Origin of the sequence: Streptomyces sp. NPDC003035, assembly GCF_042888285.1 — a bacterium.
GTDB lineage: Bacteria > Actinomycetota > Actinomycetes > Streptomycetales > Streptomycetaceae > Streptomyces.
Map to the genome: position 1 here is coordinate 281,096 of NZ_JBIAPJ010000002.1, position 24,727 is coordinate 305,822.

At 71.8% G+C, this 24,727-nt stretch carries 22 protein-coding genes and 1 riboswitch; of the genes, 8 read left to right on the forward strand and 14 right to left on the reverse strand.

Annotated features, from left to right (window positions below):
* Positions 1–29: 29 nt before the first annotated feature.
* Entirely contained in the window at positions 30–770 is a 741-nt protein-coding gene (locus tag ACFYV5_RS07495) for an enhanced serine sensitivity protein SseB (protein ID WP_355107615.1), read from the reverse strand.
* 294 nt (positions 771–1,064) lie between these two features.
* Positions 1,065–1,736, reverse strand: a complete 672-nt coding sequence (locus ACFYV5_RS07500; protein WP_355107617.1) for an AAA family ATPase — start codon at positions 1,734–1,736, stop codon at positions 1,065–1,067.
* 140 nt (positions 1,737–1,876) lie between these two features.
* Positions 1,877–1,979, forward strand: a riboswitch (glycine riboswitch).
* 173 nt (positions 1,980–2,152) lie between these two features.
* On the opposite strand from ACFYV5_RS07500, the gene gcvT reads away from it, so the two are divergent.
* The 4 genes from gcvT to ACFYV5_RS07520 all read left to right on the forward strand — a co-directional run bounded on the left by gcvT (position 2,153) and on the right by ACFYV5_RS07520 (position 6,570).
* Positions 2,153–3,277: a glycine cleavage system aminomethyltransferase GcvT gene (gcvT, locus tag ACFYV5_RS07505; RefSeq protein ID WP_355107618.1), complete on the forward strand. Its 1,125-nt coding sequence runs from the start codon at positions 2,153–2,155 to the stop codon at positions 3,275–3,277.
* Between the two features lie 107 nt (positions 3,278–3,384).
* Positions 3,385–3,762, forward strand: coding sequence for a glycine cleavage system protein GcvH (gcvH, locus tag ACFYV5_RS07510; protein WP_355107620.1), 378 nt, complete (start codon positions 3,385–3,387; stop codon positions 3,760–3,762).
* Positions 3,763–3,786: 24 nt separating this feature from the next.
* Positions 3,787–5,046: a serine hydroxymethyltransferase gene (glyA, locus tag ACFYV5_RS07515; RefSeq protein WP_355107622.1), complete on the forward strand. Its 1,260-nt coding sequence runs from the start codon at positions 3,787–3,789 to the stop codon at positions 5,044–5,046.
* Positions 5,047–5,199: 153 nt separating this feature from the next.
* Entirely contained in the window at positions 5,200–6,570 is a 1,371-nt protein-coding gene (locus ACFYV5_RS07520; protein ID WP_389165531.1) for an L-serine ammonia-lyase, read from the forward strand.
* Positions 6,571–6,914: 344 nt separating this feature from the next.
* Here the strand turns inward: ACFYV5_RS07520 and ACFYV5_RS07525 are convergent, their stop codons facing one another.
* From ACFYV5_RS07525 to ACFYV5_RS07535, 3 genes are read right to left on the reverse strand one after another with little or no spacing between them, the layout of a single operon-like run.
* Positions 6,915–7,172: an acyl carrier protein gene (locus ACFYV5_RS07525; RefSeq protein ID WP_355107626.1), complete on the reverse strand. Its 258-nt coding sequence runs from the start codon at positions 7,170–7,172 to the stop codon at positions 6,915–6,917.
* A 17-nt stretch (positions 7,173–7,189) separates the two neighbouring features.
* A complete protein-coding gene (locus ACFYV5_RS07530; RefSeq protein ID WP_389165534.1) occupies positions 7,190–8,434 on the reverse strand; it encodes a ketosynthase chain-length factor in 1,245 nt (414 codons plus the stop codon).
* Positions 8,431–9,711: a beta-ketoacyl-[acyl-carrier-protein] synthase family protein gene (locus ACFYV5_RS07535; protein ID WP_355107630.1), complete on the reverse strand. Its 1,281-nt coding sequence runs from the start codon at positions 9,709–9,711 to the stop codon at positions 8,431–8,433. Before ACFYV5_RS07535 ends, ACFYV5_RS07530 begins: the two co-directional genes overlap by 4 nt.
* 955 nt (positions 9,712–10,666) lie before the next feature.
* Between ACFYV5_RS07535 and ACFYV5_RS07540 the strand changes: the two genes are divergently transcribed.
* Complete coding sequence (locus tag ACFYV5_RS07540; RefSeq protein WP_389165537.1) at positions 10,667–12,682, forward strand: BTAD domain-containing putative transcriptional regulator; 2,016 nt, start codon at positions 10,667–10,669, stop codon at positions 12,680–12,682.
* 112 nt (positions 12,683–12,794) lie between these two features.
* Positions 12,795–13,172: an antibiotic biosynthesis monooxygenase family protein gene (locus ACFYV5_RS07545; protein WP_389165539.1), complete on the forward strand. Its 378-nt coding sequence runs from the start codon at positions 12,795–12,797 to the stop codon at positions 13,170–13,172.
* A gap of 25 nt (positions 13,173–13,197) precedes the next feature.
* On the opposite strand, the gene ACFYV5_RS07550 is transcribed toward ACFYV5_RS07545, so the two are convergent.
* Entirely contained in the window at positions 13,198–14,307 is a 1,110-nt protein-coding gene (locus ACFYV5_RS07550) for a DegT/DnrJ/EryC1/StrS family aminotransferase (protein ID WP_389165542.1), read from the reverse strand.
* A 129-nt stretch (positions 14,308–14,436) separates the two neighbouring features.
* Between ACFYV5_RS07550 and rfbA the strand changes: the two genes are divergently transcribed.
* Positions 14,437–15,318 (forward strand): glucose-1-phosphate thymidylyltransferase RfbA, encoded by an 882-nt coding sequence (gene rfbA, locus ACFYV5_RS07555; RefSeq protein WP_355107638.1) that lies wholly within the window; start codon positions 14,437–14,439, stop codon positions 15,316–15,318.
* 62 nt (positions 15,319–15,380) lie between these two features.
* Here the strand turns inward: rfbA and ACFYV5_RS07560 are convergent, their stop codons facing one another.
* Both ACFYV5_RS07560 and ACFYV5_RS07565 read right to left on the reverse strand, forming a co-directional pair.
* On the reverse strand, positions 15,381–16,091 hold the full coding sequence (locus tag ACFYV5_RS07560) for a class I SAM-dependent methyltransferase (RefSeq protein WP_389165545.1): 711 nt from the start codon (positions 16,089–16,091) through the stop codon (positions 15,381–15,383).
* A gap of 70 nt (positions 16,092–16,161) precedes the next feature.
* Positions 16,162–16,941, reverse strand: a complete 780-nt coding sequence (locus tag ACFYV5_RS07565; RefSeq protein ID WP_355107642.1) for a cyclase family protein — start codon at positions 16,939–16,941, stop codon at positions 16,162–16,164.
* Between the two features lie 180 nt (positions 16,942–17,121).
* Here ACFYV5_RS07565 and ACFYV5_RS07570 point away from each other — a divergent pair, with 180 nt between their 5' ends.
* Positions 17,122–17,574: a nuclear transport factor 2 family protein gene (locus ACFYV5_RS07570; RefSeq protein WP_389165548.1), complete on the forward strand. Its 453-nt coding sequence runs from the start codon at positions 17,122–17,124 to the stop codon at positions 17,572–17,574.
* Between the two features lie 89 nt (positions 17,575–17,663).
* On the opposite strand, the gene ACFYV5_RS07575 is transcribed toward ACFYV5_RS07570, so the two are convergent.
* The 6 genes from ACFYV5_RS07575 to ACFYV5_RS07600 are packed head-to-tail and all read right to left on the reverse strand — an operon-like array spanning position 17,664 to position 24,652.
* The gene (locus ACFYV5_RS07575) at positions 17,664–18,944 is read right to left on the reverse strand and encodes a methyltransferase domain-containing protein (RefSeq protein ID WP_389165551.1); all 1,281 of its coding nucleotides are present in this window, start codon (positions 18,942–18,944) and stop codon (positions 17,664–17,666) included.
* On the reverse strand, positions 18,941–20,443 hold the full coding sequence (locus tag ACFYV5_RS07580) for an NDP-hexose 2,3-dehydratase family protein (RefSeq protein WP_389165554.1): 1,503 nt from the start codon (positions 20,441–20,443) through the stop codon (positions 18,941–18,943). The genes ACFYV5_RS07575 and ACFYV5_RS07580 overlap by 4 nt, the downstream gene beginning before the upstream one ends.
* Positions 20,440–21,387, reverse strand: a complete 948-nt coding sequence (locus ACFYV5_RS07585; protein ID WP_355107650.1) for an NAD(P)-dependent oxidoreductase — start codon at positions 21,385–21,387, stop codon at positions 20,440–20,442. The genes ACFYV5_RS07580 and ACFYV5_RS07585 overlap by 4 nt, the downstream gene beginning before the upstream one ends.
* Positions 21,384–21,998: a dTDP-4-dehydrorhamnose 3,5-epimerase family protein gene (locus ACFYV5_RS07590; protein ID WP_093798919.1), complete on the reverse strand. Its 615-nt coding sequence runs from the start codon at positions 21,996–21,998 to the stop codon at positions 21,384–21,386. The genes ACFYV5_RS07585 and ACFYV5_RS07590 overlap by 4 nt, the downstream gene beginning before the upstream one ends.
* A 54-nt stretch (positions 21,999–22,052) precedes the next feature.
* Positions 22,053–23,264 (reverse strand): methyltransferase domain-containing protein, encoded by a 1,212-nt coding sequence (locus ACFYV5_RS07595; RefSeq protein WP_389165558.1) that lies wholly within the window; start codon positions 23,262–23,264, stop codon positions 22,053–22,055.
* A gap of 17 nt (positions 23,265–23,281) precedes the next feature.
* On the reverse strand, positions 23,282–24,652 hold the full coding sequence (locus tag ACFYV5_RS07600) for a P450-derived glycosyltransferase activator (protein ID WP_389165562.1): 1,371 nt from the start codon (positions 24,650–24,652) through the stop codon (positions 23,282–23,284).
* Positions 24,653–24,727 lie beyond the last annotated feature (75 nt).

Here is a 24,727-nt window from a genome sequence, read left to right on the forward strand (position 1 = left end):
CCCCTCTTCCGTCCACCGATCCAGCTTCATCACGCGGAGGCCCGTTGATAGAAGGGGCGCACCTGCTCCAGCATCCAGTCGCCGACCGGGTCCTGCGCAACGTCCAGCAGGATGAGATTGACCGGCCAGGCCACCTCGACCCGGCCCAGTGCGCGGCCGAGCGCGTCGAGCGGCGCGTTGCGGTCGACACCGTCCCAGGCGGCGAGCTGGACGCCGACGAAGAGCGCGGGTTCCGTGCCCTCGACGCTGGCCAGGACGCGGCGCGCGCTGACGACGACTCCGGTGGCCTCGAACTCGGCGGACGCGGCGGCGAGGAAGTCGACGGGGTCGTCCTGCCAGTCGGGCTCGAACAGCCGGACCCGGCCGCCGCTCGCGGGGCCGTCCAGCGGAGTGCGGCCGACCCGGCACAGCTCGGCGACGGCGGGCGGGGGCAGCGGGGCGCCGACCGTGCCGCCGGGGTTCACGGCGATGCCGAGCTGCGGGGGCAGACCGCGGGCGAAGTCGCGGGCGGGGGCGACGGTGAAGGACATATGGGCGCCGACACAGGCCAGGAACTGCTGCTCGGAGCTGAAGACGGGGACGTAGGGCAGGCCGTCGATCTCCAGCGTGGGGAGGTCGAGGTCCCGGCTCTCGGGGCTGCCGCCGTTGGGCAGGGGCACCCAGACGGAGCTCCGTCCGAGCACCTCGACGAGCCGGCCCCCGGCGGCGGGGTTGCCGAGCGAGGCGGCCAGCACCTCTTCGAGCTCATTGCCCGGCCATGTGACGTCCACGGTTCTCGGTTCCCCTTCTCACGCGCCCTGGTCGCGTCCTGCACGCCCTGGTCACGGCGCCCTCGGGGCAGAACCCTAACGCCGCCCCGGTGCCATCGTGGCCAAAAGCCTACGGAGCATGCCGGTCCGCATCAGCGTCCGGCGGCACGCGGACGCGTTCCGGTCACCGCTCGGCGTCACTTCGCGTCACTTCGCGTCACACGGGGTCACTCTGGGTCGCCTCGCGTCCCACGGGGTCACTCCGGTCACTCGGGATCACTCGGGGTCACTCCGGTCGCTCGGGTCACTCCAGGTTCACTCCGGTGCACGGAATCCGATCGTCCGCAGGGCGCCGGCCGCCTCCCGGTCGAGCAGGGTCGCCGAGGCACAGCCGCGCGGCAGGCGGCCGGACTCGACGGAGCGCAGCAACCGGCCGACCGCCCGACGGTGCCGGGCGAAGGCGTAGCCGGACACCCCGCGGCCGCGCTCGCGCTGGCCCTCGCGGGCGGCGTCCGGGGATACGTCGAGCAGGATCAGGTGCAGGGCGCCGCCCCGGCGGCGGGCCTCGCGGGCGAGCCAGTTGCGGACCCAGGACTGGGTGCCGCAGTCGTGGACGACCACGCTCCGGCCGGAGCGCAGCGCCCGGCGCAGCCCGGCGTAGTGGGCGATGCGGGCCAGCGGACGGTAGACGGCGTACGGCAGGAAGCGGGGCAGACGTGCTTCCCAGCGCTCGCGGGCGTCCTGCGAATCGATGCCCAGACCCGCGGCCGCGCGCCGCATGAGCGTGGACTTGCCGCTGCCGGGCAGCCCGGAGACGACGACGAGGTCACCGGCGGCGAAGGAGAGCGCGCGAGGGCCGCGGCCGCCGCGCTCGCGCAGATCACGCAGCAGGGGGGTCGCGGAGCGGCGCTTCCTGGTCCTGGCCCGAGCGCGCTGGGCCGCTATGCCCGTGCCCGTGGCGTAGGCGCCGGTGTGCTGGAACGTCATCGCTTCTCCCCCAGTCGGGTTCCGAGGACCCCTTGCCCATGAAGTGTAAAGAAGCGGTAATAAGGCACAAGCGATTTGCCGATCAGACCCGCCATGCAATGATGTGCGCGCCAAGCGCACACAACCTCATACCGGCCGCTCGAATCCGCGCGGGAGAGTCCCGGGACCACCACGGTGGGCCCCGGGCGCCGAAGGAGCAAGACCCTCCCTTGAATCTCTCAGGCCCCGTACCGCGTGGATGAGGCAGATCTGAAAAGTGAACCGCCCCGGCGTGCCCGGCGCGGCTCCACCCAAGGTGCAAGCCGATCTCTCGGTGACGAGATGCTCTCGGTGAACCTCTCAGGTTCCATGACAGATGGGGAGGATCGTCCTCGTCCGTCATGATTTTTCTGCCCTGGGACCCGGGAGCCACACCCATGAGCACTGCCCCCCGTCTGACTGCCCTCGATGCGCTGCATCGCTCCCTGGGCGCGACCATGACCGACTTCGCCGGCTGGGACATGCCGCTGCGCTACGGCAGCGAGCGCGACGAGCACACCGCCGTCCGCACCAAGGCGGGCCTCTTCGACCTCTCCCACATGGGCGAGATCACGGTCACCGGTCCGCAGGCCGTCGAGCTCCTCGACTTCGCCCTTGTCGGCAACATCTCCACGGTGGGCCTCGGCCGCGCGCGCTACACGATGATCTGCCAGGAGGACGGCGGCATCCTCGACGACCTGATCGTGTACCGGCTCGGTGACATCGAGTACATGGTGGTCGCCAACGCCTCCAACGCGCAGATCGTCCTCGACGCGCTGACCGAGCGCGCGGCCGGCTTCGACGCCGAGGTACGCGACGACCGTGACGCGTACGCCCTGATCGCCGTCCAGGGCCCGGAGTCCCCCGGCATCCTGAAGTCGCTCACCGACGCCGATCTGGACGGGCTGAAGTACTACGCCGGCCTGCCCGGCACGGTCGCGGGGGTCCCCGCGCTGATCGCCCGTACCGGCTACACCGGTGAGGACGGCTTCGAGCTCTTCCTGAAGCCCGAGCACGCCGAGGGCGTCTGGACGGCGCTGACCGAGGCGGGCGCGCCGGTCGGCCTGATCCCGTGCGGCCTGTCCTGCCGTGACACGCTCCGCCTGGAGGCGGGCATGCCGCTGTACGGCCACGAGCTGACCACCTCCCTCACCCCGTTCGACGCGGGCCTCGGCCGGGTCGTGAAGTTCGAGAAGACGACGAACGACGGCGACTTCGTCGGCCGCAAGGCCCTGGAGGCCGCCGCCGAGCGCGCCGCCTCGAACCCGCCGCGCAAGCTCGTCGGCCTGATCGCCGAGGGCCGCCGGGTCCCGCGCGCCGGCATGGCGGTCGTCGCGGACGGCCAGGTCATCGGCGAGGTCACCTCCGGCGCCCCGTCCCCGACCCTCGGAAAGCCGATCGCCATGGCGTACGTGGACGCGGCGCACGCCGAGCCCGGCACGCAGGGTGTAGGTGTGGACATCCGCGGCACCCACGAGCCGTACGAGGTCGTGGCGCTGCCCTTCTACAAGCGCCAGAAGTGACGCGTCTCACGCCGCCTCACGTCTCGCCCCGCCTTTCGTCTCACCCCTCGTCTCATCCCGTAAGACCCGCGTACACCAGCACTCCCCCGATCCAGGAGAATCACGCCATGAGCAACCCCCAGCAGCTTCGCTACAGCAAGGAGCACGAGTGGCTGTCGGACGTCGTCGACGGCGTCGCGACGGTCGGCATCACGGAGCACGCGGCGAACGCCCTCGGCGACGTCGTGTTCGTGCAGCTCCCGGAGGTCGGTGACACGGTGACCGCGGGCGAGTCCTGTGGCGAGCTGGAGTCCACCAAGTCCGTCAGCGATCTGTACGCGCCGGTGACCGGCGAGATCGTCGCCGCCAACCAGGACGTCGTGGACGACCCCTCCCTGGTGAACACCGCACCGTTCGAGGGTGGCTGGCTGTTCAAGGTGCGCCTCGAGGGCGAGCCGGAGGACCTGCTCACCGCCGACGAGTACACCGCATTCACCGCCGGCTAACCGAGACCCCCTAGGGATCGATTCATGTCGCTTCTGAACACCCCTCTCCACGAGCTGGACCCCGACGTCGCCGCCGCTGTCGACGCCGAGCTCCACCGCCAGCAGTCCACCCTCGAGATGATCGCCTCGGAGAACTTCGCTCCGGTCGCGGTCATGGAGGCCCAGGGCTCGGTCCTCACCAACAAGTACGCCGAGGGCTACCCGGGCCGCCGCTACTACGGCGGCTGCGAGCACGTCGACGTGGCCGAGCAGATCGCCATCGACCGGATCAAGGACCTGTTCGGCGCCGAGTACGCCAACGTCCAGCCGCACTCCGGCGCCTCCGCGAACCAGGCCGCGCTGTTCGCGATCGCCCAGCCCGGCGACACGATCCTCGGTCTGGACCTGGCCCACGGCGGCCACCTGACCCACGGCATGCGCCTGAACTTCTCGGGCAAGCAGTTCAACGTGGTCGCGTACCACGTCGACGACGCCGGTCTGGTCGACATGGCCGAGGTCGAGCGCCTCGCCAAGGAGCACCGCCCCAAGGTGATCATCGCGGGCTGGTCCGCCTACCCGCGTCAGCTGGACTTCGCCGAGTTCCGCCGGATCGCCGACGAGGTCGAGGCCAAGCTGTGGGTCGACATGGCCCACTTCGCCGGGCTCGTCGCGGCCGGTCTGCACCCGAACCCGGTCGAGTACGCGGACGTGGTGACCTCCACCACGCACAAGACCCTCGGCGGCCCGCGCGGCGGCATCATCCTCGCCAAGAAGGAGTTCGCGAAGAAGCTGAACTCCTCGGTCTTCCCCGGTTTCCAGGGCGGCCCGCTGGAGCACGTGATCGCGGCCAAGGCCGTCTCCTTCAAGATCGCGGCCTCGGAGGAGTTCAAGGAGCGCCAGCAGCGCACCCTGGACGGCGCCCGCATCCTCGCCGAGCGCCTGGTCCAGGACGACGTCACCGCGCACGGTGTCTCGGTCCTGTCCGGCGGCACGGACGTGCACCTGGTCCTCGTCGACCTGCGCAACTCCGAGCTGGACGGCCAGCAGGCCGAGGACCGTCTCCACGAGGTCGGCATCACGGTCAACCGGAACGCGATCCCGAACGACCCGCGTCCGCCGATGGTCACCTCGGGTCTGCGCATCGGCACGCCGGCGCTCGCGACCCGCGGTTTCACCACCGAGGACTTCGCCGAGGTCGCCGACGTCATCGCGGAGACCCTGAAGCCCGGCTTCGACGCGGAGGCCCTGAAGGCACGCGTGACCGCGCTGGCCGACAAGCACCCGCTGTACCCCGGCCTGAAGTAATTTCGTACGCTTTAGTTCCGGTTTAGTTCGTACGAAGCTCCGGGGCACCGCGCACACTGGACAGTGAGCGCGGTGCCCCACCCCGTGTTCCAGCGCTTTTCTGCTCCACCCCGGCAGACAACGGCGTCTACCACCCCCCACAAGGAGTCTCCCGTGGCCATCTCGGTCTTCGACCTGTTCTCGATCGGTATCGGTCCGTCGAGCTCCCACACGGTGGGCCCCATGCGGGCGGCCCGGATGTTCGCCCGCCGGCTGAAGAACGAGGGCCTGCTGGCCCACACCGCCTCGATACGGGCCGAGCTGTACGGCTCGCTCGGCGCGACGGGGCACGGCCATGGCACCCCGAAGGCCGTCCTCCTCGGCCTTGAGGGCAACTCTCCGCGCACGGTCGACGTCGAGACGGCGGACGAGGAGTTCGAGCGGATCAAGGCGAGCGGCCGGATCAACCTGGTCGGCGCGCACGAGATCCCCTTCGACTTCGACGAGGACCTGATCCTGCACCGCCGCAAGGCGCTCCCGTACCACGCCAACGGCATGACGATCTTCGCGTACGACGCCGAGGGCGGCCTCGTCCTGGAGAAGACGTACTACTCGGTGGGCGGCGGTTTCGTCGTCGACGAGGACGCCGTCCAGGGCGAGAACCCGATCGTCCCGGACGACACGGTCCTGAAGTACCCCTTCCGTACCGGTGACGAGCTGCTGCGTCTGGCGAAGGAGACCGGCCTGTCGATCTCCGCGATGATGCTGGAGAACGAGAAGGCCTGGCGCACCGAGGAGGAGATCCGCGAGGGCCTCCTGGAGATCTGGCGGGTCATGCAGACCTGCGTCGCGCGCGGCATGTCCCGCGAGGGCATCCTGCCGGGCGGTCTGAAGGTCCGCCGCCGCGCCGCGAACACCGCGCGCAAGCTGCGCTCCGAGGGCGACCCGCAGGCGCTCGCGATGGAGTGGATCACCCTCTACGCGATGGCCGTGAACGAGGAGAACGCGGCGGGCGGCCGGGTGGTCACCGCCCCGACGAACGGCGCGGCCGGCATCATCCCGGCGGTGCTGCACTACTACATGAACTTCGTGCCCGGCGCGGACGAGGACGGCGTGGTCCGCTTCATGCTGGCGGCCGGCGCGGTCGGCATGCTCTTCAAGGAGAACGCCTCCATCTCCGGCGCCGAGGTCGGCTGCCAGGGCGAGGTCGGCTCGGCCTGCTCGATGGCGGCCGGCGCCCTCGCGGAGGTCCTGGGCGGCACCCCGGAGCAGGTCGAGAACGCGGCCGAGATCGGCATGGAGCACAACCTGGGCCTGACCTGCGACCCGGTCGGCGGCCTGGTGCAGATCCCGTGCATCGAGCGCAACGGCATGGCGGCGGTCAAGGCGGTCACGGCGGCGAAGATGGCGATGCGCGGCGACGGCAGCCACCTCGTCTCCCTCGACAAGGTCATCAAGACCATGAAGGAGACCGGCGCGGACATGTCGGTCAAGTACAAGGAGACCGCGCGCGGCGGGCTCGCGGTGAACATCATCGAGTGCTGAGGTGAGGTCGTACCCCGTGGTGCGGCTGAGGTCTGAGCGACGCCACTCCCCAGGCCGCCCCGCTGGGGAGTTTCGAGGCCGTTCGGGAAGTTCCCGGGGAGGTTCTGGCCGCGCAAGCCAGAAAGCCCGTGAAAGACCTCGAAAGAGGCAACGCCGCCGGTCAGCGCCACACGATGAGTCGACAGCTCAGCTCAGAGCCCCGGACTCGGGGCCTGCACGACGTAGGTACCGAGATCATCGGCCTCGACGATGCCCGGAAGCGAGCCGCCCTCACGCAAGGGCGTGACATGGCGGGTCGCTGTGACTTCGGTGAGCATCTCGCCAGGCCAACCGCTCGGTCCAGGTCAGGAGGATTCGGCAAGAAGGCGGTTGACCAGAGTGGTGAGCTGGGCCGGGGTCTTGGCCCGGGCGAACTCGTCATCCTCGATGGCCACCCCGAACACGCGCTCCAGCCTGCTCAGCGTCTCCAGCAGAGCCAGGGAGTCGTAGCCCAGGACGGCGAATTCGAGGTCCTCGGGACGGTCGGTGGCCTCGACCGGGTCGCCCTCGCCGGCGCAGTCCCGGATGATCTCCATGAGCCCGTCGGTCGTCAGCTGCTTCATGATCGCCTGTTCTCCTGTCACTTGTGGGAGGCGGCCCGGCCGGACCGGCGCGGGCCCGTCACGACGAGGGCCGAGTTGAATCCGCCCTGGCCTCGGGCGAGGATCAGCGCCGTGGCGAGCGGAGCCCGGCGCGCCGTCGTCACCAGGTCGAGGGTGTACGCGGGCAGCGGTCGCGCGACGTTGACGGTCGGGGGGATGACGCCCTCGCGCAGCGCCAGCAGGGCCGTGGCCACGTCGAGTGCGGGGCCGCCGGCGCTGAGGCGGCCGGTCATGGTCTTGGGCGCGGTCACCGGGACCCCGTGGGGGCCGAAGAGCTCGCGCAGCGCGTCGGCCTCGATGGCGTCCTCCTCCGGGGTGCCCGCCGCGTCGGCGAAGACGACGTCGACCTCCTCGGGGCGGAGCTCCGCGTCGTCGAGGGCGGCCCGCGCCGCCCGCACCAGGTTCGAGGGGCGTCCCGAACCGGGCGGCGGGTCGAAGGTGGCCGCGTAGCCCGTCAGCCGCCCGTAGTGGCGGCCGGCCCCGCGGTCCCGGGCGGACTCCTCGTCCTCCAGGACGAACAGGGCGCCGCCCTGCCCCGGCACGTACCCGCCCGCGTCGGCGGCGAAGGGACGGTAGGCACGGGTGGGATCGGACTCCTCGCTCATCCTGTCGGTGCTGACGTGGGCCACCCAGCCCCAGGGGCAGGGTGATCCGTCCACGGCCCCGGCGAGGACCATCGGCTGTCCCCGGCGGAGCTGGCGGCGGGCCTGCCCGAGGGCGTCGAGTCCGCCGGCCTGTTCGGTGACCAGGGCGCCCGCCGGGCCGCGCAGCCCGTGCCGGATGGAGATCTGGCCGGTGTTGACGGCGTAGAACCAGGCGAAGGACTGGTAGGCGCTGACGTGTTCGGGGCCGCTGCCCCAGAGCTTCTGCAGCTCCCGGTGGCCGAATTCGAAGCCGCCCGCCGAGGCCGCGGTGACGACTCCCGCTCCGAACTCCGGCAGCCGGGCGGGGTCGACCTCGGCGTCGGCCAGGGCCCAGTCGGAGGCGACCAGGGCCATCCGGGTCATGTCGTCGGTCTGGGGCAGGAGGCGGCTGGGCAGATGGTCCTCCGGGACGAAGCCCGCCACCTCGCCGGCCAGTCGGCTGGGGTAGCGCTCGGCGTCGAAGCGTGTGACGGGGCCGATCGCCGAGGCGCCGCGCAGGGTGTTGGTCCAGTGCTCGGCGTGGCCCAGGCCGGTCGGGGCCAGCACCCCCATCCCGGTGACGACCGTGTCCGCGCTCACGCGGCCGACCGTCCGCGCGCGTCGGGCCCGGACAGCACCATGGCGCTCTGGAAGCCGCCGAATCCGCTGCCGACCGTGAGGACGTTCTCCACCGGCAGGGGACGGGCTTCCAGGGGTACGTAGTCGAGGTCGCACTCCGGGTCGGGCTCGCGCAGGTTGGCCGTCGGCGGGACCACGTCGTGGCGGATCGCGAGGGCGCAGGCGGCGATCTCCAGGGAGCCGATGGCACCCAGGGAGTGGCCGATCATCGACTTGATGCTGCTGACCGGGGTCCGGCGGGCGTGCTCGCCGAGGCTGCGCTTGAAGGCCGCGGTCTCGTGGCGGTCGTTCTGCTTGGTGCCCGAGCCGTGGGCGTTGACGTAGTCGATCGCGGACGGTTCCGTACGGGCCTCGGTGAGCGCGACCCGGATCGCCTCCGCCATCTCCAGCCCGTCGGGCCGCAGACCGGTCATGTGGAAGGCGTTGCTGCGGCTGGCGAATCCGGTGATCTCGGCGTACACCTCGGCACCCCGGCGGAGGGCGTGCTCCCTTTCCTCCAGGACGAAGACCGCGGCCCCCTCGCCGAGGACGAAGCCCCGGCGGGTGCGGTCGAAGGGCCGGGAGGCCTCGGCCGGGCGGTCGTTGTCGGGGCTCGTGGCCTTGATGGCGTCGAAACAGGCCACGGTGATGGGCGAGATGGGCGCCTCGGTGGCGCCGGCCACCATCACGTCGGCCGCCCCCTCCACGATCAGATCGGCGGCCCGGCCCACCGCGTCCAGGCCGGAGGTGCACCCCGTGGAGACGAGCGAGACGGGTCCTTCCGCCGCGATGCGGTCGTGGGCGACCTCGGCGGCGATGGAGCTGGGTACGAAGTAGTCGAAGAGGTGCGGTACGGCGTAGGTGTGGTCGACCAGCCAGTTGCCGCCGCTGTCGCTGACGACCGCGTACTCGTTCTCGAGACTCGTGGTGCAGCCGACGGCACTGCCGATGACCACTCCGATCCGGGAGCCGTCCAGGGCCTCGCGGTCGATCCCGCTGTCCTCGATGCTTTCCCGTGCGGCGACGACCGCGAATTGCGCGGCGCGGTCCATACGGCGAATCTGCCGGGGTGTGAGCCCTTCCGCCGAGGGGTCGAAATCACATTCCGCGGCTATTCGGGAACGGTAGGCGGTGGCGTCGAACGCGGTGATGGTGCGGGTGGCGGTGCGGCCGGACGTCAGAAGGTCCCAGAACGGCTTCACCCCGATGGCACCCGGGGCCACGATCCCTATTCCCGTGATGACCGCACGGCGATTCATTGCCGTTTTCATCCGCCTCCCCCTCCACCGGAGCCTTTGGCCCCGCACATGACGGAGCACGGCCCCGTGTCGGCTTCAACAGAAATGTCCACGGAGCGAGGGTGCGCGGAATGCCTCGCATTCAGCTCAATGGCGCGTGGAGGGGTGCGGAGAGCCTTGACACGGGCGCCGGAAGGGTGTCGGACGGGCCGGGCGAGGGGGCCGGTGCGACGCGCCTCCGTTCGAATCCCGCTGGAGGAACGCTCGAACCGAGGACTCGGCCGGCCTCGGCCACCCCTCCGACCGGGCACTCTGCCCCGGCTCCGGCGTGCGACGGGACGTACCTCGACCAGCCCGCGAGCACCTTGGGTGGGGCAACGACGCGCGGCGCGTGGCGGGAAGAGGTACCCGGGCGCATCGGCCTCCGGCATACGCCCCGGGCCTCGACACGCCAGTTGGAAGGGTGAATACCAGTCGAACGCGCGATCGATGGGGGGGTCGAGTATCCGCCACTCGGAGACGAACACGGCTTTCGGGAACTTTTCCCAGAGGCCGCGAGTCCGGGTTTCGCAAAATGGACATTCCGGCCGGGATATCGGTGATGCTCCCGGGCCCCGGGCGCCCACAGGAGGACATTGACCAGTCGATTTCAAGGATCTACCGTGAAGTCGAGGTGATCACAGCCGACGGCGAAGTGCGCGCACTACCGCACGCGGAGCACGGCACCGTTGCGGGAGGCGATGCGAAAGAGACAGCAGGAGCGCGATTACCGCGCGCCTCCCACCCACATTGACGCGATTAAGAGCCCCTTCCCTTCATCCCCATCCCATCCCCACGCCGGCGCGCCCCAGACCGAAGCACCGCGGGCAGACGTGAGAGCACGACAGGCTACGCAGGAATTACTGAAACGGGAGGAAACATCTTGGAGTTCCGGCTTTTGGGTCCCGTCGAAATTCTCTGGCAGGGTCGCAACATCATGCCGACCGCGCCCAAGCCGCGCCAGGTCATCTCGCTGCTCATGCTGCGGCACAACACCGTGGTGCAGGCCTCGGAGCTGATCGACGAGTTATGGCCCGAACTCCCGCCCCCGAGCGCGGTGACCACCCTGCAGACATACATCTACAAGTTCCGCAAACTCCTGCTGAAGCAGGGGCTCGGAAGCCTGCTCCAGACCCAGCCGGGTGGGTACAGCCTGACCATCCCGGCGTCGAGCCTGGACGTCAGCAAGTTCGAGGAGCAGGCCGAGGAAGGGCAGAAGCTTCTCCAACAGGGCGACTCCGCCGGCGCGTCGGAGAGCTTCGGTCGCGCCCTGGCCCTCTGGCGCGGGCCCGCGCTCGCCGACGTAGAGACCGGGGGACGGCTCTTCTCGTACGTGACCCGCCTGGAGGAGCTGCGCTTCCGCATCCTCGAACTGCGGATCGAGGTCGACCTGGAGACCGGCCGGCACCGCGAACTCATCAGCGAGCTCAAGTCGTTGGTACTGACTCACCCGCTCCACGAGCACCTGCACGGGCTGCTGATGCTGGCCCTGCACCGGTCCGGCCGTCGGCACGAGGCGCTGGAGGTGTACCAGAGCCTGCGCCAGAAGATGATCGACGAGCTGGGCCTGGAACCGGGCAAGGAACTCGCGCGCCTGCAGCACACCCTGCTCTCCGACTCCCCCGCCGAACCCCTGGAGCCCCCGCGGCGGCCACGGCCCGAACCCGCCCCGTCCCACGCCCCTTCCCGCGCCCCTGCCCACGCGCCTTCGCCCGTCCCGGACATGGCCCCGGACCCGGCCCCGGCCCCGGCGGTCGGCTCCCCGCCGCCGCCCCCGGTTCCGGTCCCCGTACCCGAGCCCATGCCCTCCCTCACCTTCGGGCCCGGCCCGCTGGCCCCCCACCGGGCCCCGCCCGTTCCCGGCGCCGCCGACGGCCCCGAACTCCGGGAGTCGATCGGGACGCCGGCCCAGCTGCCCGCCGGACTCGCGGGACTGGTCGGCCGGCACGACGTACTGAAGGAGCTGGAGGCGGCGCTGCGCGACCCCGACGGACCGGGCGCCGACGGCACGGCGGCGCGCATCGGCGTGGTGACCGGACCTCCGGGGGTCGGCAAGAGCGCGGTGGCCGTCCATCTGGCGCACATGCTCCGCCCGCGCTTCACCGACGGCCAGCTCTACGCGGACCTGCGCGGTTCCTGTCCCGATCCGCGCGACCCCGCCGAGGTGCTCCGCGGCTTCCTGCGGGCCCTGGAGGTTCCGACCTCGCGGATGCCGGAGAGTCTGGAGGAGTGCGGGGCGCTGTTCCGGTCCCGTACGGCAGGCCGCCGCGTGCTGGTCCTGCTGGACGACGTGGCGAACTCGGCCCAGATTCGGCACCTGCTGCCCGCCGATCCCCGCTGCGCGCTGCTGGTCACCGGCCGCCGGAGGATGACCGCGCTGGTCGAGGCCGAGCGCGTCGAACTGTGCCCGCCGCCCCTGGAGGAGGCCCTGGAGATCCTCGCGGTCCTCGCGGGCAGGCAGCGCGTTGAGCGGGAACCGGAGGCCGCGCAGCGGATCGTCGAGGTGCTGGGCCGCCATCCGCTGGCCCTGCGCTGCGTCGGCGGCCGGCTGGCGGCCCGGCCGGGCCTCTCGCTGACGGCGCTGGCCGACCGGCTCGACGCGACGCCGCGGATCCTCGACGTGGCCCGGCTGGGCGAGCTGGACGTACGGTCCCGGTTCGACGCGAGCTACGCCGGGCTCACCCATGCCGAGCAGGGGGTCTTCCGGCTGCTCAGCATGATGGGCGAGACGCCCTTCTCCGCGGCCCAGGCCGCGGAGCTGCTGAGCCGGCCGGTGCGGGAACTGGAGGCCGTCCTGGAGGTCCTCGCGGACAACCACCTGCTGGCCACGGACCGTTGTGCCGAGGGAGTCGGCCGCTACGTCTTCGACCGCCTGACCCGGGCGTACGCCAAGGAGCGGCTGGAGGAGACGCTCGCCCCGGCGCCCGTGATCGAGGAGGTGTGCGCCAGGTGAGCGCGGCACGGCCCAGCCGGTGTCGAGACGTCCTCCACGGACGGCTGACAGGCTCGCCGCCACGCGTCCGCGGCCGCCGGACGGACACGACGAGACGAGGGTGGTCCTGCCCATGCCGAACGAGGAACAGAGTTCCGACGCTGTCGACGAAGCCGGTACGGCCGGCGCCTCCGGGCACGATCCCGAGGTGACCTTCGTGAACAGGTTCACCGTGCACGGGGCGGCCGAGGAGTTCGAGGAGGTGTTCGCCCGGACCTCCGCCTTCATGGCGCGGCAGCCCGGCTTCGTCCGGCACAGCCTCTTGCGGGAGGTGGACGATCCGGCCGGCTATGTGAACCTGGCCGTGTGGACGGACCAGGCGTCGTTCCAACGGGCCGTGCGTCACCCGGAGTTCGCCCCGCACGCCGCCGCGCTGCGGGCCCTCAGCCGGAGCGTGAACGGGCTGTTCACGGCCCGGCTGTCGGTGACGGCCGCCGACGCGGGGCACTGACGGCGGCGCGCCCCGGGGCGTGCGGTCAGGACAGGGTCTTGAGGACGTCGCGCAGAGCCTCGATGACCCTGTCCTGCGCGTCCGTGGTCAGGGAGGGGTACATGGGCAGCGAGAAGATCTCGCGGGCCAGCCGTTCGGTGACGGGCAGGGAGCCCTCCCGGTAGCCCAGGTGCGCGAAGCCGGTCATCGTGTGGATCGGCCAGGGGTAGCTGATGTTGAGCTCGATGTCGCGCTCCCGGAGGGCCTCGATGATCTCGTCCCGGCGTGGGTGGCGCACGACATGCACGTAGTAGACGTGCTCGTTGCCCGGGGCGGTCTCGGGGAGGACCAGGTCGGTGTCGGCGAGCCCCTCGGCGTAGCGCCGGGCCACCTCGCGGCGGGCCGCCACGTAGTCGTCGAGCCGTCGGAGTTTGCGGCGGAGGATCTCGGCCTGCACCTCGTCCAGCCGGCTGTTGTGGCCGGGCAGGGCGGTGACGTAGTACCGCTCCTCCATGCCGTAGTAGCGCAGCCGTCGCAGCGCGCCGTCCACCTCCGCGTCGGATGTGACGACGGCGCCGCCGTCGCCGTAGGCCCCGAGGACCTTCGTCGGGTAGAAGGAGAAGGCGGCGGCCTTGCCCATGGTCCCGGCGATCCGGCCGTGGTGGCGGGCGCCGTGCGCCTGGGCGCAGTCCTCGAGGACGGCAAGGCCGTGCCTCGCGGCCAGTTCCTCCAGCGGGGCCATGTCGACGCACTGGCCGTAGAGGTGGACGGGGAGCAGGCAGCGGGTGCGCGGGGTGATGGCGGCCGCCACCTGGGAGACGTCCATGAGGTAGTCCTCGCGGACGTCCACGAAGACCGGAGTCGCGCCGGTGCCGGCGATCGCGACCACGGTCGGGGCCGCGGTGTTGGAGACGGTGATCACCTCGTCGCCCGGTCCCACGCCGAGCGCCTCCAGGCCGAGTTTGACGGCGTTGGTGCCGTTGTCCACGCCGACACAGTGCGGGACTCCGTGCCGGGCGGCGAACTCCTCCTCGAACGACCGGACGCTGTCGGCGAGGACGAGGCGACCGGAGCCGAAGACGGTGTCGACCGCGTCGAGAATCTCCTCGCGTTCTGCCGCGTACTCGTCCAGATATCCCCAGACACGAATGGTCACAGGCGTTCTCCATTTCCGCTCGGATGGGCACCGAGTTCAGCGGATACCGCTCGTATCCACCTCGATTGCACCTCGACGCCGGATTCTCGTCCTTGTGGCTCCGGATATCACGTGGATAGCATCGCCACCATGAAAGGAATCATTCTGGCCGGGGGCACGGGAAGCCGGTTGTATCCGATCACGCTGGCCGTTTCCAAACAGCTCTTACCGGTCGGCGACAAGCCGATGATCTACTATCCGCTGTCGGTGCTGATGCTGGCCGACATCCGGGACATCCTGATCATCTCCACCCCGCACGACCTCCCTCAGTTCCGCCGACTACTGGGCGACGGAAGCCAGTTGGGACTCCGGATCGACTACGCGGAGCAGCCCAAGCCGAACGGGATCGCGGAGGCCTTCGTCATCGGCGCCGACCACATCGGCGACGATTCCGTGGCGCTGGTGCTCGGCGACAACATATTTCATGGGCATTCCTTCTCCGAGGTGCTCCGGCAGGAGCGGGAGAATTTACAGGGCTGCCTTCTGTTCGGTTACGAGGTACATGATCCCGAACGGTACGGAGTGGGCGAGACCGACGCGAACGGAATGCTGATCTCGATCGAGGAGAAACCGTCGCGGCCCCGCTCCAACCGCGCGATCACCGGCCTCTACTTCTACGACAACGACGTCGTCGCGCGGGCCGCTGAACTGCGTCCTTCGGCGCGTGGCGAGTTGGAGATCACCGACCTGAACCGCCTGTACATGGAGCGCGGAAGGGCCCGGCTGCGGGAACTCGGCCGGGGCTTCGCCTGGCTGGACACCGGGACCCCCGAGTCCCTGCTCCAGGCGGCGCAGTACGTCCAGACCCTGGAGGAGCGGCAGGGGGTGCGGATCGCGTGTGTCGAGGAGGTGGCGCTGCGGAAGGGGTTCATCGCTCCGGAGGACGGTCACCGGCTGGGCGCGCGGCTGGGCAACTCGGCGTACGGCCGCTATGTGATGACAATCGCCGACGAGCTCGCCACGGCCGTGTGAGCGGTTCCCGGGCGGCGTGCGCCCGGGAACCGCGGGGCCGGAGCCTCGCGGCTCCCGGCGTCTCAGCCGCGGCGCGCGACGAAGAGCCCGCGCGCCGTCCACTCCGGCCTGAGGTACTCCGCCGGGCAGCCGGCGTCCGCGAAGGCGGCCAAGTACTCCTCGCGCGTGAAGAGGGTGAGGAGGTCGACCTCGGTGAACTCCCTGATGCCCCCTGCCTCGCCGATCACGAACCGGACCTCCATGCGCGTGGTCCGGCCCTCGCGGGTCGAGTGCGAGATCCGGGCGACCGTCCGGTGCTCGTCGCTCGCCAGGTCGCCGGCCACGTAGCCGTCGAGGAACCGCTCGGGGAACCACCACGGTTCGACGACGAGCACCCCGCCGGGCCGCAGATGGCGGGCCATGGTGGCGACCGCCGCCCGCATGTCCGCGAGGCTCCGCAGGTAGCCGATGGCGGTGAAGAGGCAGACCACGGCGTCGAAGCTCCGCCCGAGGTCGAACGCGCGCATGTCGCCCTGGTGCAGGGGCACGCCGGGGAGCCTGCCCGTGGCGCGCTCCAGCATCGCCGCGGAGAGTTCCAGGCCCTCGGTGTGCCCGAAGAGACCGTCGAAGGTCTCCAGATGGGCGCCGGTGCCGCAGGCGACGTCGAGCAGGGAGTCCGCAGCGGGCAGGCGTTCCCTGATCAGCCGGCTGGTCTCGGCGGCTTCCTCGGCCCAGTCCTTGCCGCGGGAGCGGTAGACCAACTCGTAGACGTCCGCCAGGTCGTGACCGAACATCGGCCTCCTTCGGGTGCGGGCCCGGGATCGGGCGGCAGGGACCCGCGACGGACGCGCGGGCCGGTGGGGCTCATGCGTCGACGAGTGCGACCGCGCGGGTCCAGCCCGCGCCCGCGCCGGCGATCTTCACGGGGAAACAGGAGACCTGGAAGCCGTCCGCGCCGGGCAACGCCTCCAGGTTGGCCAGCCGTTCGATCTGGCAGTATTCGCGGTCCCTGCCGATCATGTGCGCGGGCCAGAGCACCGAGCGGTCCCCGGTGGCCCGGTAGCGGGCGATGATGTCGCCGAAGGGGGCGTCCAGGCTGAACGCGTCCGTGCCGATGACCCGGACGCCCAGGTCGAGCAGCAGGTGGACGGCGGGTCCGTCGAGGCCGGCGAAGTCGGTGAAGTACCGCTGAGTGCCCCGGTGGCGCTGTGCGCCGGTGTGCAGCAGGACGATGTCCAGCGGGTCCGGGGTGCGGCCGACCCGGGCGAACTCCTTCTCCAGCCGGTCCGCGCCGATCACGCCCGTCGGAGCGTCGGTGAGGTCGAGCACCATGCCGGGGCGCAGGAACCAGTCCAGCGGCATGGCGTCGATGTGCCGTGGCACGCCGTCGCCGTAGCCGGCCCGGGACCCGTAGTGGGAGGGCGCGTCCACATGGGTGCCGGTGTGGGTGGTGAGGGTGAGGCGGTCGAGGGAGAGGAACTCGCCGTCGGGCAGCTCGTCGGGGTCGAAGTCGATGCCGAAGTGGGTGCGCATCTCCTCGCTCATGTGCAGGGCGCCCTCGCGGGGCGTGAGGACGTGGTGCTCCACGGGGTCGGGTTCCCAGAGCGCCGCGTCCACCGGCGAGGACAGGTCGACGATCCTCACATCGCACCTCCAGGGGCTCGGGGCGGCCGTCAGGGTGGGCATCCTCCCGACCGGGGCCGGAACAACGGTGGAGCCGTACTGGAGTCGGGGACCGGTTCGGGTACGAGCCCGGCTCCAAGGGGGCACGCGAGCATCTGCGGCAGCGACCCGCGACCCCGCGGGCGAGGAGGGAGATCCCTGATGGAGACCGTCGGCCCCCCGTACGCGTCGCTCGGCCCGGACGCGTCGCTCAGCGCCGGCATCCAGCGGTTCCACGCCCGGCAGATGCAGCTGCTGGACTCGGGTGAGGCCGAGGCGTGGGCCGCCACCTTCACCGAGGACGGCCTGTTCGCGCCGCCCTCCCTGCCCGAGCCGATCCGCGGACGCGCCGCCCTCGCGGCCGGGGTCCGCAAGGCGCACGAGGCGCTGGCCGCCGAGGGCGAGGCGCGCCGGCACCTGCTGACCACGGCGGCGGTGGACGACCCGGAGCCGGACGGCTCGGTGCGGGTGCGCTCGTACGTACAGGTGGTGGCGACGCGCCGGGACGAGGCGCCGAAGCTGCTGCTCATGTGCGTGTGCGAGGACGTCCTGGTCGTCGAGGACGGGGAGTGGCGGGTGCGCGAGCGGTACGTGACCCGCGACGACCGGCCCTGACGACGGCGCGAGGCCCGGCGGACGTCTCCGTGACGTCCGCCGGGCCTCGCGCGTACAGCGTCCCCGCTCCCCCTGCCTGCTCCGAGCGTTCAGCGGACGGAGTCGGCCGAGACGATCACCGGTTTGGGGAAGGGGAGGACGAACCGGCCGCCCGCGCGCAGGAAGTCCGCCTCCTTGCGGAGGATCTCCTCCGCGTAGTTCCACGCCAGCATCAGGTAGACGTCGGGCGGATCGGCCTGGGCGTCCTCGGGGCTGCGCACCGGGATGTGCGTCCCGGGCAGCACCTTGCCCTGCTTCAGCGAGGTGGTGTCGGTGCAGTAGGCCACCTCGGCCGGCCCCAGGCCGCAGATGTTGAGGATCGTGGTGCCCTTGGCCGAGGCTCCGTAGCCGGCCACCCGGTTGCCCTCCGCGACCAGGGAGCGGACCAGGGCCGGAAGCTCCTCGCGGATGGTCCGCACGCCCCGGGCGAACTCCCGGTAGCCGGCGTCGCTCCCGAGCTCGGCCCGCTCCTCCGCCTCGATCAGGGTGGAGACGGCGTCGGTGACGGGGCGCCCCGCCTCGGGCCTGCCGACCAGGACCAGGAGCGAGCCGCCGTGGACCGGCAGCCGTTCCACGTCGAAGAGGCTCAGGCCGTGGCGGGTGAAGAGCGTGTCCAGGGTGCGCACCAGGAAGTACGACAGGTGCTCGTGGTAGATGGTGTCGAAGGCGAGCTTCTCCAGAAGGTCCACCGCGTAGGGGACTTCGATGGCGAAGACCCCGTCGGGGGCGAGCAGGGCGTGCACGCCGGCGAGCACCCCGGCCAGGTCGTCGATGTGGGCGAAGACGTGCCGGCCGAGAATGAGGCGCGCGGGGCCGTGGGAGCGGCGGACCATCTCAGCGGTGGCGGCAGTGAAGAACTCGGGGAGCGTCGGTGTCCCGCGCTCGTTGGCGACGGCCGCCAGGTTCCGGGCGGGGTCGACGCCGAGCACCCGGGCGCCCTCCCGGGCGAAGGCGGCCAGCTGCTGGCCGGTGTTGCTGCCGAGCTCCACCACGAGGTCGCCGGGGGCGAGCCCGCCGCGTTCCCGGCAGGTGGCGGCGACGGACTCCATGTGGCGGGTGATGGTCTCGGAGTCCGAGGTGACGTAGCTGTAACTCCGGTACAGGACCTCGGGGTCGACGACGTGGGTGACGCTCATCAGCCGGCAGGAGCGGCAGGAGATCACGCCCAGCGGGTAGGCGGGTTCGTCCTCGTAGGAGGCGGCCGGTGTCAGGAAGGCGTTGGCCAGCGGCACCTCGCCGAAGGAGACGATCTCCTGCCAGTCGGAGGCGCCGCACACCCGGCAGCCGGTGACCGGTCGTACGTTCTCCTCGTGGTCGGCGGCGGCGTTCATGTCCGGACCTTCCTCTCCGCGGTCGGCGCCGGTTCTCCCGGCATCAGCAGGCTCTGCAGGCAGGCCACCAGGCTGCGGGCCTGGATGTTGAGGTAGTGACTGTGGCGCAGCAGCTCGACGAGCTGGTGCGCGGTCATCCACCGGTAGTCGGGATCGTCGGGCGGGACGTCGAGGTCGGTGTCGACGATCAGATAGCGGTTGCGCGCGTGGTGGAAGCGTCCGCCCTCCTCCGAGAGGACGGAGTGGAACCGGACCCGCGCGGGGTCCGGATGCTCCACCTCGTCGAGGAAACGCGGCCGGGCGCTCCTCGGCAGGTGTGCGTAGGAGGCGGGGGTGCACTGGACGGTGGGCGCCAGTTCGACGACGTCCATGTAGCCCGCCTCGACCCGGGCGTTCATCAGGACGTGCAGGACCCCGTCGATGGACCGGGTCAGGAAGGCGACGACGCCGGTGCCGTGCGGTTCGATCATCGGCTGGGACCAGCGGGCCACCTCCCGGCCGCCGGCCTCCACACGTACGCCGATCACGTCGAAGAAGGCCCCGGTGGTGTGGGAGATCCGCTCCGGGGTGCGGTGCCAGCCGGGCAGGCCGGCCAGCGGGACGCGGCGGGCGCGGACCTCGGTGCGGGTGCGGGCCTCGGTGATCCAGCTGAGGACGGCGCCCATGGGGTGCCGGGCCTCGGCGTACGGGTCGCAGGAGCGGAAGAGGGCCGCCCGGAAGGCGTCGGCGGGCGGCCCGAACTCCCGGGCCAGCTCCTCGTGGGCGAACGGCAGGCAGGACAGGACCGTACGGGCGTCCATGTTGACCAGGTCGTCCTCGGCGAGGAGGCGGTGGAGCTGGCCGAGGGTCAGCCAGCGGAAGCCGTCGTGGACCTCCACGTCTCCGTCGGCCTCGACGACCATGTTCCGGTTGCGTTTGTGGTGGAAGGCCGATCCCTGTTCGGACTGGCGTACGTCGACGAGCGGGCCGCGCGGGCCCGGGTCCCGGAACCGGTCCAGGTAGGGCACGGGACGGCCGCCGTGGACGCGGGTGTAGTTGCTGCGGGTGGCCTGCACGGTCGGGGAGATCTGCACGCCGTTGGCGTTGCCGGGTTCGACCTTGGCCTGCATCAAGCAGTGCAGGACCCCGTCGAACTCCTTGACGAGGATGCCCAGGACGCCGACCTCGGGCTGGTTGATGATGGGCTGGCTCCAGGCCGGGACGGCCCCGGCCGGCATCCGCACCTCCAGGCCCTCCACGGTGAAGAAGCCGCCGGTGTGGTGGCGCAGGTTGCCGGTGCCCGGGTCGGTCTCCCAGCCGTCCAGCTCGTCGAGCGGGACCCGTTCCACCCGGGTGAAAGCGCGTTCACCGGCCTCGGCGTACCAGTCGTGGAACGTGGAGTGCGCGGTGAGGCCGCCCTCCCGGGCGTACGCCGAGGCGGCGACGCGGAGGGGTGTGGCGGCGCGCGGCGGGGCGGAGCCGCGCGGCCGGCGCGCGGGGTGCGTGGTGGCTTCGGTCATGGCTGCTCCACGGAGTGGTCCGCGCCGGAGGCGTCCCACATGTCCTTGATCGATTCGGGCAGGTCCACCGTCGGTCGCCAGCCCAGCAGCCGGGCCGCGCGGCCGATGTCGGCCAGGGTCCAGTCGCCGCCCCGGGAGTCGACGGGCGCGGTGCTCAGCCGGACCGCTCCGGGCGGCGGGCCGGCCGCCGCGATGAGCAGGTCGAGCAGGTGGGACATGGGGACGGCCTCGCCGCGACCCACGTTGATGATCTGCCCGGCCACGGGGGCGGTGGCGGCCGCGAGGACGGCCGCGGCCAGGTCCCGTACGTCGAGGAAGTCACGGCGGGCGTCGGCGACGGTCAGCTCGGCCGGCCGGTCGGGCGTGGCGGCGCGCAGCCGGCGGACGGCCGCGCCGAGGAAGCCGACGTCCATCGCGTCCGGGCCGCAGAGGTTGACGGCGCGCAGCACCACCCCGTCCACGAGTCCGTCGCGGGTGGCCCGGAGCACGGCCTCGCCGCCGGCGAGTTTGGTGCGCGCGTAGGCGGAGACGGGGCGTGGCACGCGCGTCTCCTCGGCGGCGGTGCCGGCGGGGAGCGGGCCGTACTCGTGGACGGACCCGATCTGCACCAGGCGGAGCGGCCTCGGTGCCCGGGCGAGCGCGGCGAGCAGGTTCTCGACGAGGAGGACGTGGGCGCGCTCGTTCTCCGTCTCCCCGGTGACCCAGCCGCCGGCCGCGTTGACCACGGTGTCCACACCCGCCTCGGCGAGCAGGCCGGCGAGTACGGCGGGGTCGGCGGCGGCCGCGTCGAGGGCGAGGAACCGGCCGCCGGCCCGGCCGGGGGGCCGGCGGCGCGCCACCTCGACGACCGGCCGGCCGGCCCGGGCGAACGCGGCGGTCACCGCGCGGCCCACGCAGCCCGTCGCGCCGAACACGGCGACGGCGGGCTCGCGTTCGGCGGTCACCGGGCCGGGCCGCCGCACAACGCCCGCTCGATCTCCAGGCACCTGCGGTACTCGGGGAGCGTGCCGGACTTCTCGGCCGTCTCCAGGGTGGGCGCGGCCCGGTCGCGTTCGGACATGACCGGGTCGATGTCCGTCGGCAGCGGCAGGTCGAGGGCCGGGTCGAAGACGGAGAGGGCCAGCTCGTTCTCCGGTACGTACTCGCCGGAGAGCATGTACGACATCACGGTGTCGTCCTCCAGCGCCACGAAGGCGTGGGCCACGCCCACCGGGAAGTAGACCGCCCGGAAGTCCTCCTGGTCGAGCAGGACGGCCTCCGAGCGGCCGTAGGTGGGCGAGCCGACCCGGACGTCGATGACGATGTCCAGGGCACGGCCACGCGCGCAGTAGACGTACTTGGCGATGCCCGGGGGCGTGAGGGTGTAGTGGGCGCCCCGGATCGATCCGCGCCGGGAGCGGCTGTGGTTGGTCTGGGCCACGGGGAACAGGGGGTGGCCGAGGGTCTGTCGGGCGGCGGTCTCCTGGAAGGGGGAGACGAAGAGCCCCCGTTCGTCGGTGAAGACCTTCGGGCGGAACTCGAACGCGCCGTCCACGGCGAGCTGTCGCGACTGCATGACACCGTCCTCGTTGCTGGTGGTGGTGCCGGCGTTGCCGGCGGCGTTCTGTGGTCAGAGAATGCGGACCTCGGGCACGTACACGATCCAGCGCCCCCCGGACTCGCGGAAAAGCCGCTCCTTGGCCATGATCTCCTCGGCGTGGTTCCAGGCGAAGAGCAGCGCGTAGTCCGGGTAGGGGTCGGCGAGGGTCTCGGTGGGGCGGACCGGGATGTGCGAGCCGGGCATGAGCTTCCCGTGCTTGGCCGGGGTCACGTCGCAGACCCAGTCGATCAACTCGGGTCCGATGCCGCAGAAGTTGGTCACCGTGGCGCTCTTGGCGGTGGCGCCGTAGCCGACGATCCGCTTGCCGTCGGCGCGCAACTCCCGTAGGAGGCCGGTCAGATCGGTGCGGATGCGTTCGACCCCCGCGGCGAAGGCGTGGAAGACCTCGGGGGTGCCGATCCCCCTGCGGTCCTCCTCGGCGAGCAGCGCCGCCACGGCGGGGCTGGGAGTGCCCCGGCCGGCCCGCTTCAGGGTGTAGCGGAGCTCGCCGCCGTGCACCGGGAGCCGCTCGACGTCGACGACCTCGAAGCCGAAGCGGGCGGCGGCGGCCTGGACCGAGCCCACGGTGAAGAAGTAGAAGTGCTCGTCGTAGATCTGGTCGAACGAGGTGCGTTCGAGGATGTCGCCGAGGTAGGGGTCCTCGAAGACGAAGGCGCCGTCCGGGGCCAGCAGGGTGTCGAGGCCCCGGAAGACGGAGTCGAGGTAGGGGATGTGGCAGATGGTGTTGGCCGAGTAGACGAGGTCGGCCGGGCCGTCGGCCGCCACGATCTCGGCGGCCGTCGCCTCCTCGAAGAACTCGGTGCGGACCCGTACCCCCTGCTGGCGGGCGAGTTCGGCGACACCGCCGGAGGGCTCGACCCCGAGGTGGCGGATGCCCTCCTTGGCCAGGGCCCGCAGCATCACCCCGTCGTTGCAGCCGATCTCCACGACGAAGGGGTCGGGGCCTCGCAGGTGTTCGCGGGAGAGCCGGCCCGCGGTCTGCTCGAAGTGGCGGCGCATGTGGACCGAGCCGGACGAGTGGTAGGGGTAGGCCTCGTGGAACATCCGGTCCCGGGCCACCTCGTCCAGGAGCTGGGTCATGCCGCAGGACTCGCAGATGCCGATGGCGAGCCGGTAGAAGTACTCCTCGTCGACGCGGGCGGGGTCCACAAACGCGTCGGAGAGTGGTTGGCGCCCGAAGTCGAAGAACTGACGGACGGGTCCTCCACAGACACGGCACATGGGGCCTTCCTCGGGGTTCATAGGGTCCGGGTCGCTGACGACGACCGGACGTTGCCTGGGCGGGCGGCGGGGAACCGGAGTACGCCGCCGGTGATCGGGGATCGGAGCCGGCGGACCATCTCGCCGGTCCGGACCAGTTCGGGCAGGTCGGCGGCGAGGGCCCGTAGGGCGGCCTCGGCGGCCAGGCGCGCCACCGGGCCGACGAGGCCGCCGAGGTGGCCGTCGTCCGGGAGGGGGTGCCGGTCGTGGGCGGTCCGGTGGATGTCGAAGCGGTCCGGATCGCGGTGGTGGCGCGGATCGCGGTGGGCCGCCTCGATCAGCAGGACGACTTCCTCCCCCGCCGCCACCGGGGTCCCGGCGAGTTCCAGGTCCTGGCGCGCGTACAGGCGGTGCAGGCGGACGGGGGGCGCGTACCGCAGGGTCTCCGCGACGACGGCGGGTGCGAGGTCGGGGTCCTTCCGGAGCGCCTTCCACTGGTCGGGGTGGTCGAGGAGGAGGGCGGTCGCGTCGGCGATCAGCGTGGTGGCGACGTCGACGCCGACCAGGGCCAGCAGGGCGCACACGGTCAGGGCGTCGGCGGGCGCGGCCCGGCCGTCGGGGGCCGGGAGGGTCGTGAGCCGGCCGGCGAGGGCGTGCCCGCCGGGGGTGCCGCGCGTGCCGAGGGCGCTGGGGGTGTCCGCCGCCGCGATCGTCTCGGCGAGCAGGGCGTGGAATTCGGGGAGCGCGGCGCGGTACCGGCGGGCCGTCTCCAGACGTGGCGGGCAGAGCGTCGCGTCCAGGACGCCGCCGAGCTGTGCCGACAGCTCGGCGAACCGGGCGGCCCGGTGCTCCGGGAGACCGAGCAAGGTGCGCGCGGCCTCCACGGTGGCGGGCCGGACCAGGTCGTCCAGCAGGTCGAACCGCTCCCCCACCGCGGACGCCCGGCTCCGGTAGGCCCGTACGGCCGCCGCGTGCCAGGGGCGCAGCGCCCGCTCGCCGAGCACGGGGTCGGCCCATCGCCGCAGCCGCTCGTACTCCTCCCGGTCCAGCGCGGCCGGGAGTTCGGCCAGCGGAAGCGCCTCCCGCAGGGTCGGCACGTCCCAGGGCGCGGGTTCGCCGGCCGGATCGCCGTGCGGCTCTCCGCGCGCGGTGCCGGGGGGCCGCGGTGTGAGGCGCCGGTCGGCCAGCGCGGCGGAGACCACCGCGCGGTCGGCCGTCACCCATGCCTCGGCGCTGCTCCAGTACAGGGAGCCCCGGGCGCGGACGCTCCGGCCGAGTTCGGCCCGGTCGTCTCCTGCCGCGCGGAGCAGCAGCGCGTACGGGTCGCCTTTAGTGCCCAGGATCCATTGGACGCCGCGCAGGGTCAGCAGTACGCGCCCCAACGCCCCGTCGGTCATGCTCGCCACCATGGGAAGGACGCTAGGCAGGCGTCCTCGACCACCCCTCGACTTCCCGTGGCTCGGACCGGACCGGCCGTCGAGCCG

Bases quoted from the DNA above. Each gene is read 5' to 3' on its own strand.
- ACFYV5_RS07560 (WP_389165545.1), bottom strand. From the start codon at position 16,091: ATGTTCGGTCACGACCTGGCGGACGTCTACGAGTTGGTCTACCGCTCC.
- gcvT (WP_355107618.1), top strand. From the start codon at position 2,153: ATGAGCACTGCCCCCCGTCTGACTGCCCTCGATGCGCTGCATCGCTCC.
- ACFYV5_RS07595 (WP_389165558.1), bottom strand. From the start codon at position 23,264: ATGTGCCGTGTCTGTGGAGGACCCGTCCGTCAGTTCTTCGACTTCGGG.
- ACFYV5_RS07570 (WP_389165548.1), top strand. From the start codon at position 17,122: ATGGAGACCGTCGGCCCCCCGTACGCGTCGCTCGGCCCGGACGCGTCG.
- ACFYV5_RS07500 (WP_355107617.1), bottom strand. From the start codon at position 1,736: ATGACGTTCCAGCACACCGGCGCCTACGCCACGGGCACGGGCATAGCG.
- ACFYV5_RS07535 (WP_355107630.1), bottom strand. From the start codon at position 9,711: ATGAATCGCCGTGCGGTCATCACGGGAATAGGGATCGTGGCCCCGGGT.
- ACFYV5_RS07525 (WP_355107626.1), bottom strand. From the start codon at position 7,172: ATGAAGCAGCTGACGACCGACGGGCTCATGGAGATCATCCGGGACTGC.
- ACFYV5_RS07590 (WP_093798919.1), bottom strand. From the start codon at position 21,998: ATGCAGTCGCGACAGCTCGCCGTGGACGGCGCGTTCGAGTTCCGCCCG.
- gcvH (WP_355107620.1), top strand. From the start codon at position 3,385: ATGAGCAACCCCCAGCAGCTTCGCTACAGCAAGGAGCACGAGTGGCTG.
- ACFYV5_RS07575 (WP_389165551.1), bottom strand. From the start codon at position 18,944: ATGAACGCCGCCGCCGACCACGAGGAGAACGTACGACCGGTCACCGGC.
- glyA (WP_355107622.1), top strand. From the start codon at position 3,787: ATGTCGCTTCTGAACACCCCTCTCCACGAGCTGGACCCCGACGTCGCC.
- ACFYV5_RS07545 (WP_389165539.1), top strand. From the start codon at position 12,795: ATGCCGAACGAGGAACAGAGTTCCGACGCTGTCGACGAAGCCGGTACG.
- ACFYV5_RS07540 (WP_389165537.1), top strand. From the start codon at position 10,667: ATGCCGACCGCGCCCAAGCCGCGCCAGGTCATCTCGCTGCTCATGCTG.
- ACFYV5_RS07580 (WP_389165554.1), bottom strand. From the start codon at position 20,443: ATGACCGAAGCCACCACGCACCCCGCGCGCCGGCCGCGCGGCTCCGCC.
- ACFYV5_RS07600 (WP_389165562.1), bottom strand. From the start codon at position 24,652: ATGGTGGCGAGCATGACCGACGGGGCGTTGGGGCGCGTACTGCTGACC.
- rfbA (WP_355107638.1), top strand. From the start codon at position 14,437: ATGAAAGGAATCATTCTGGCCGGGGGCACGGGAAGCCGGTTGTATCCG.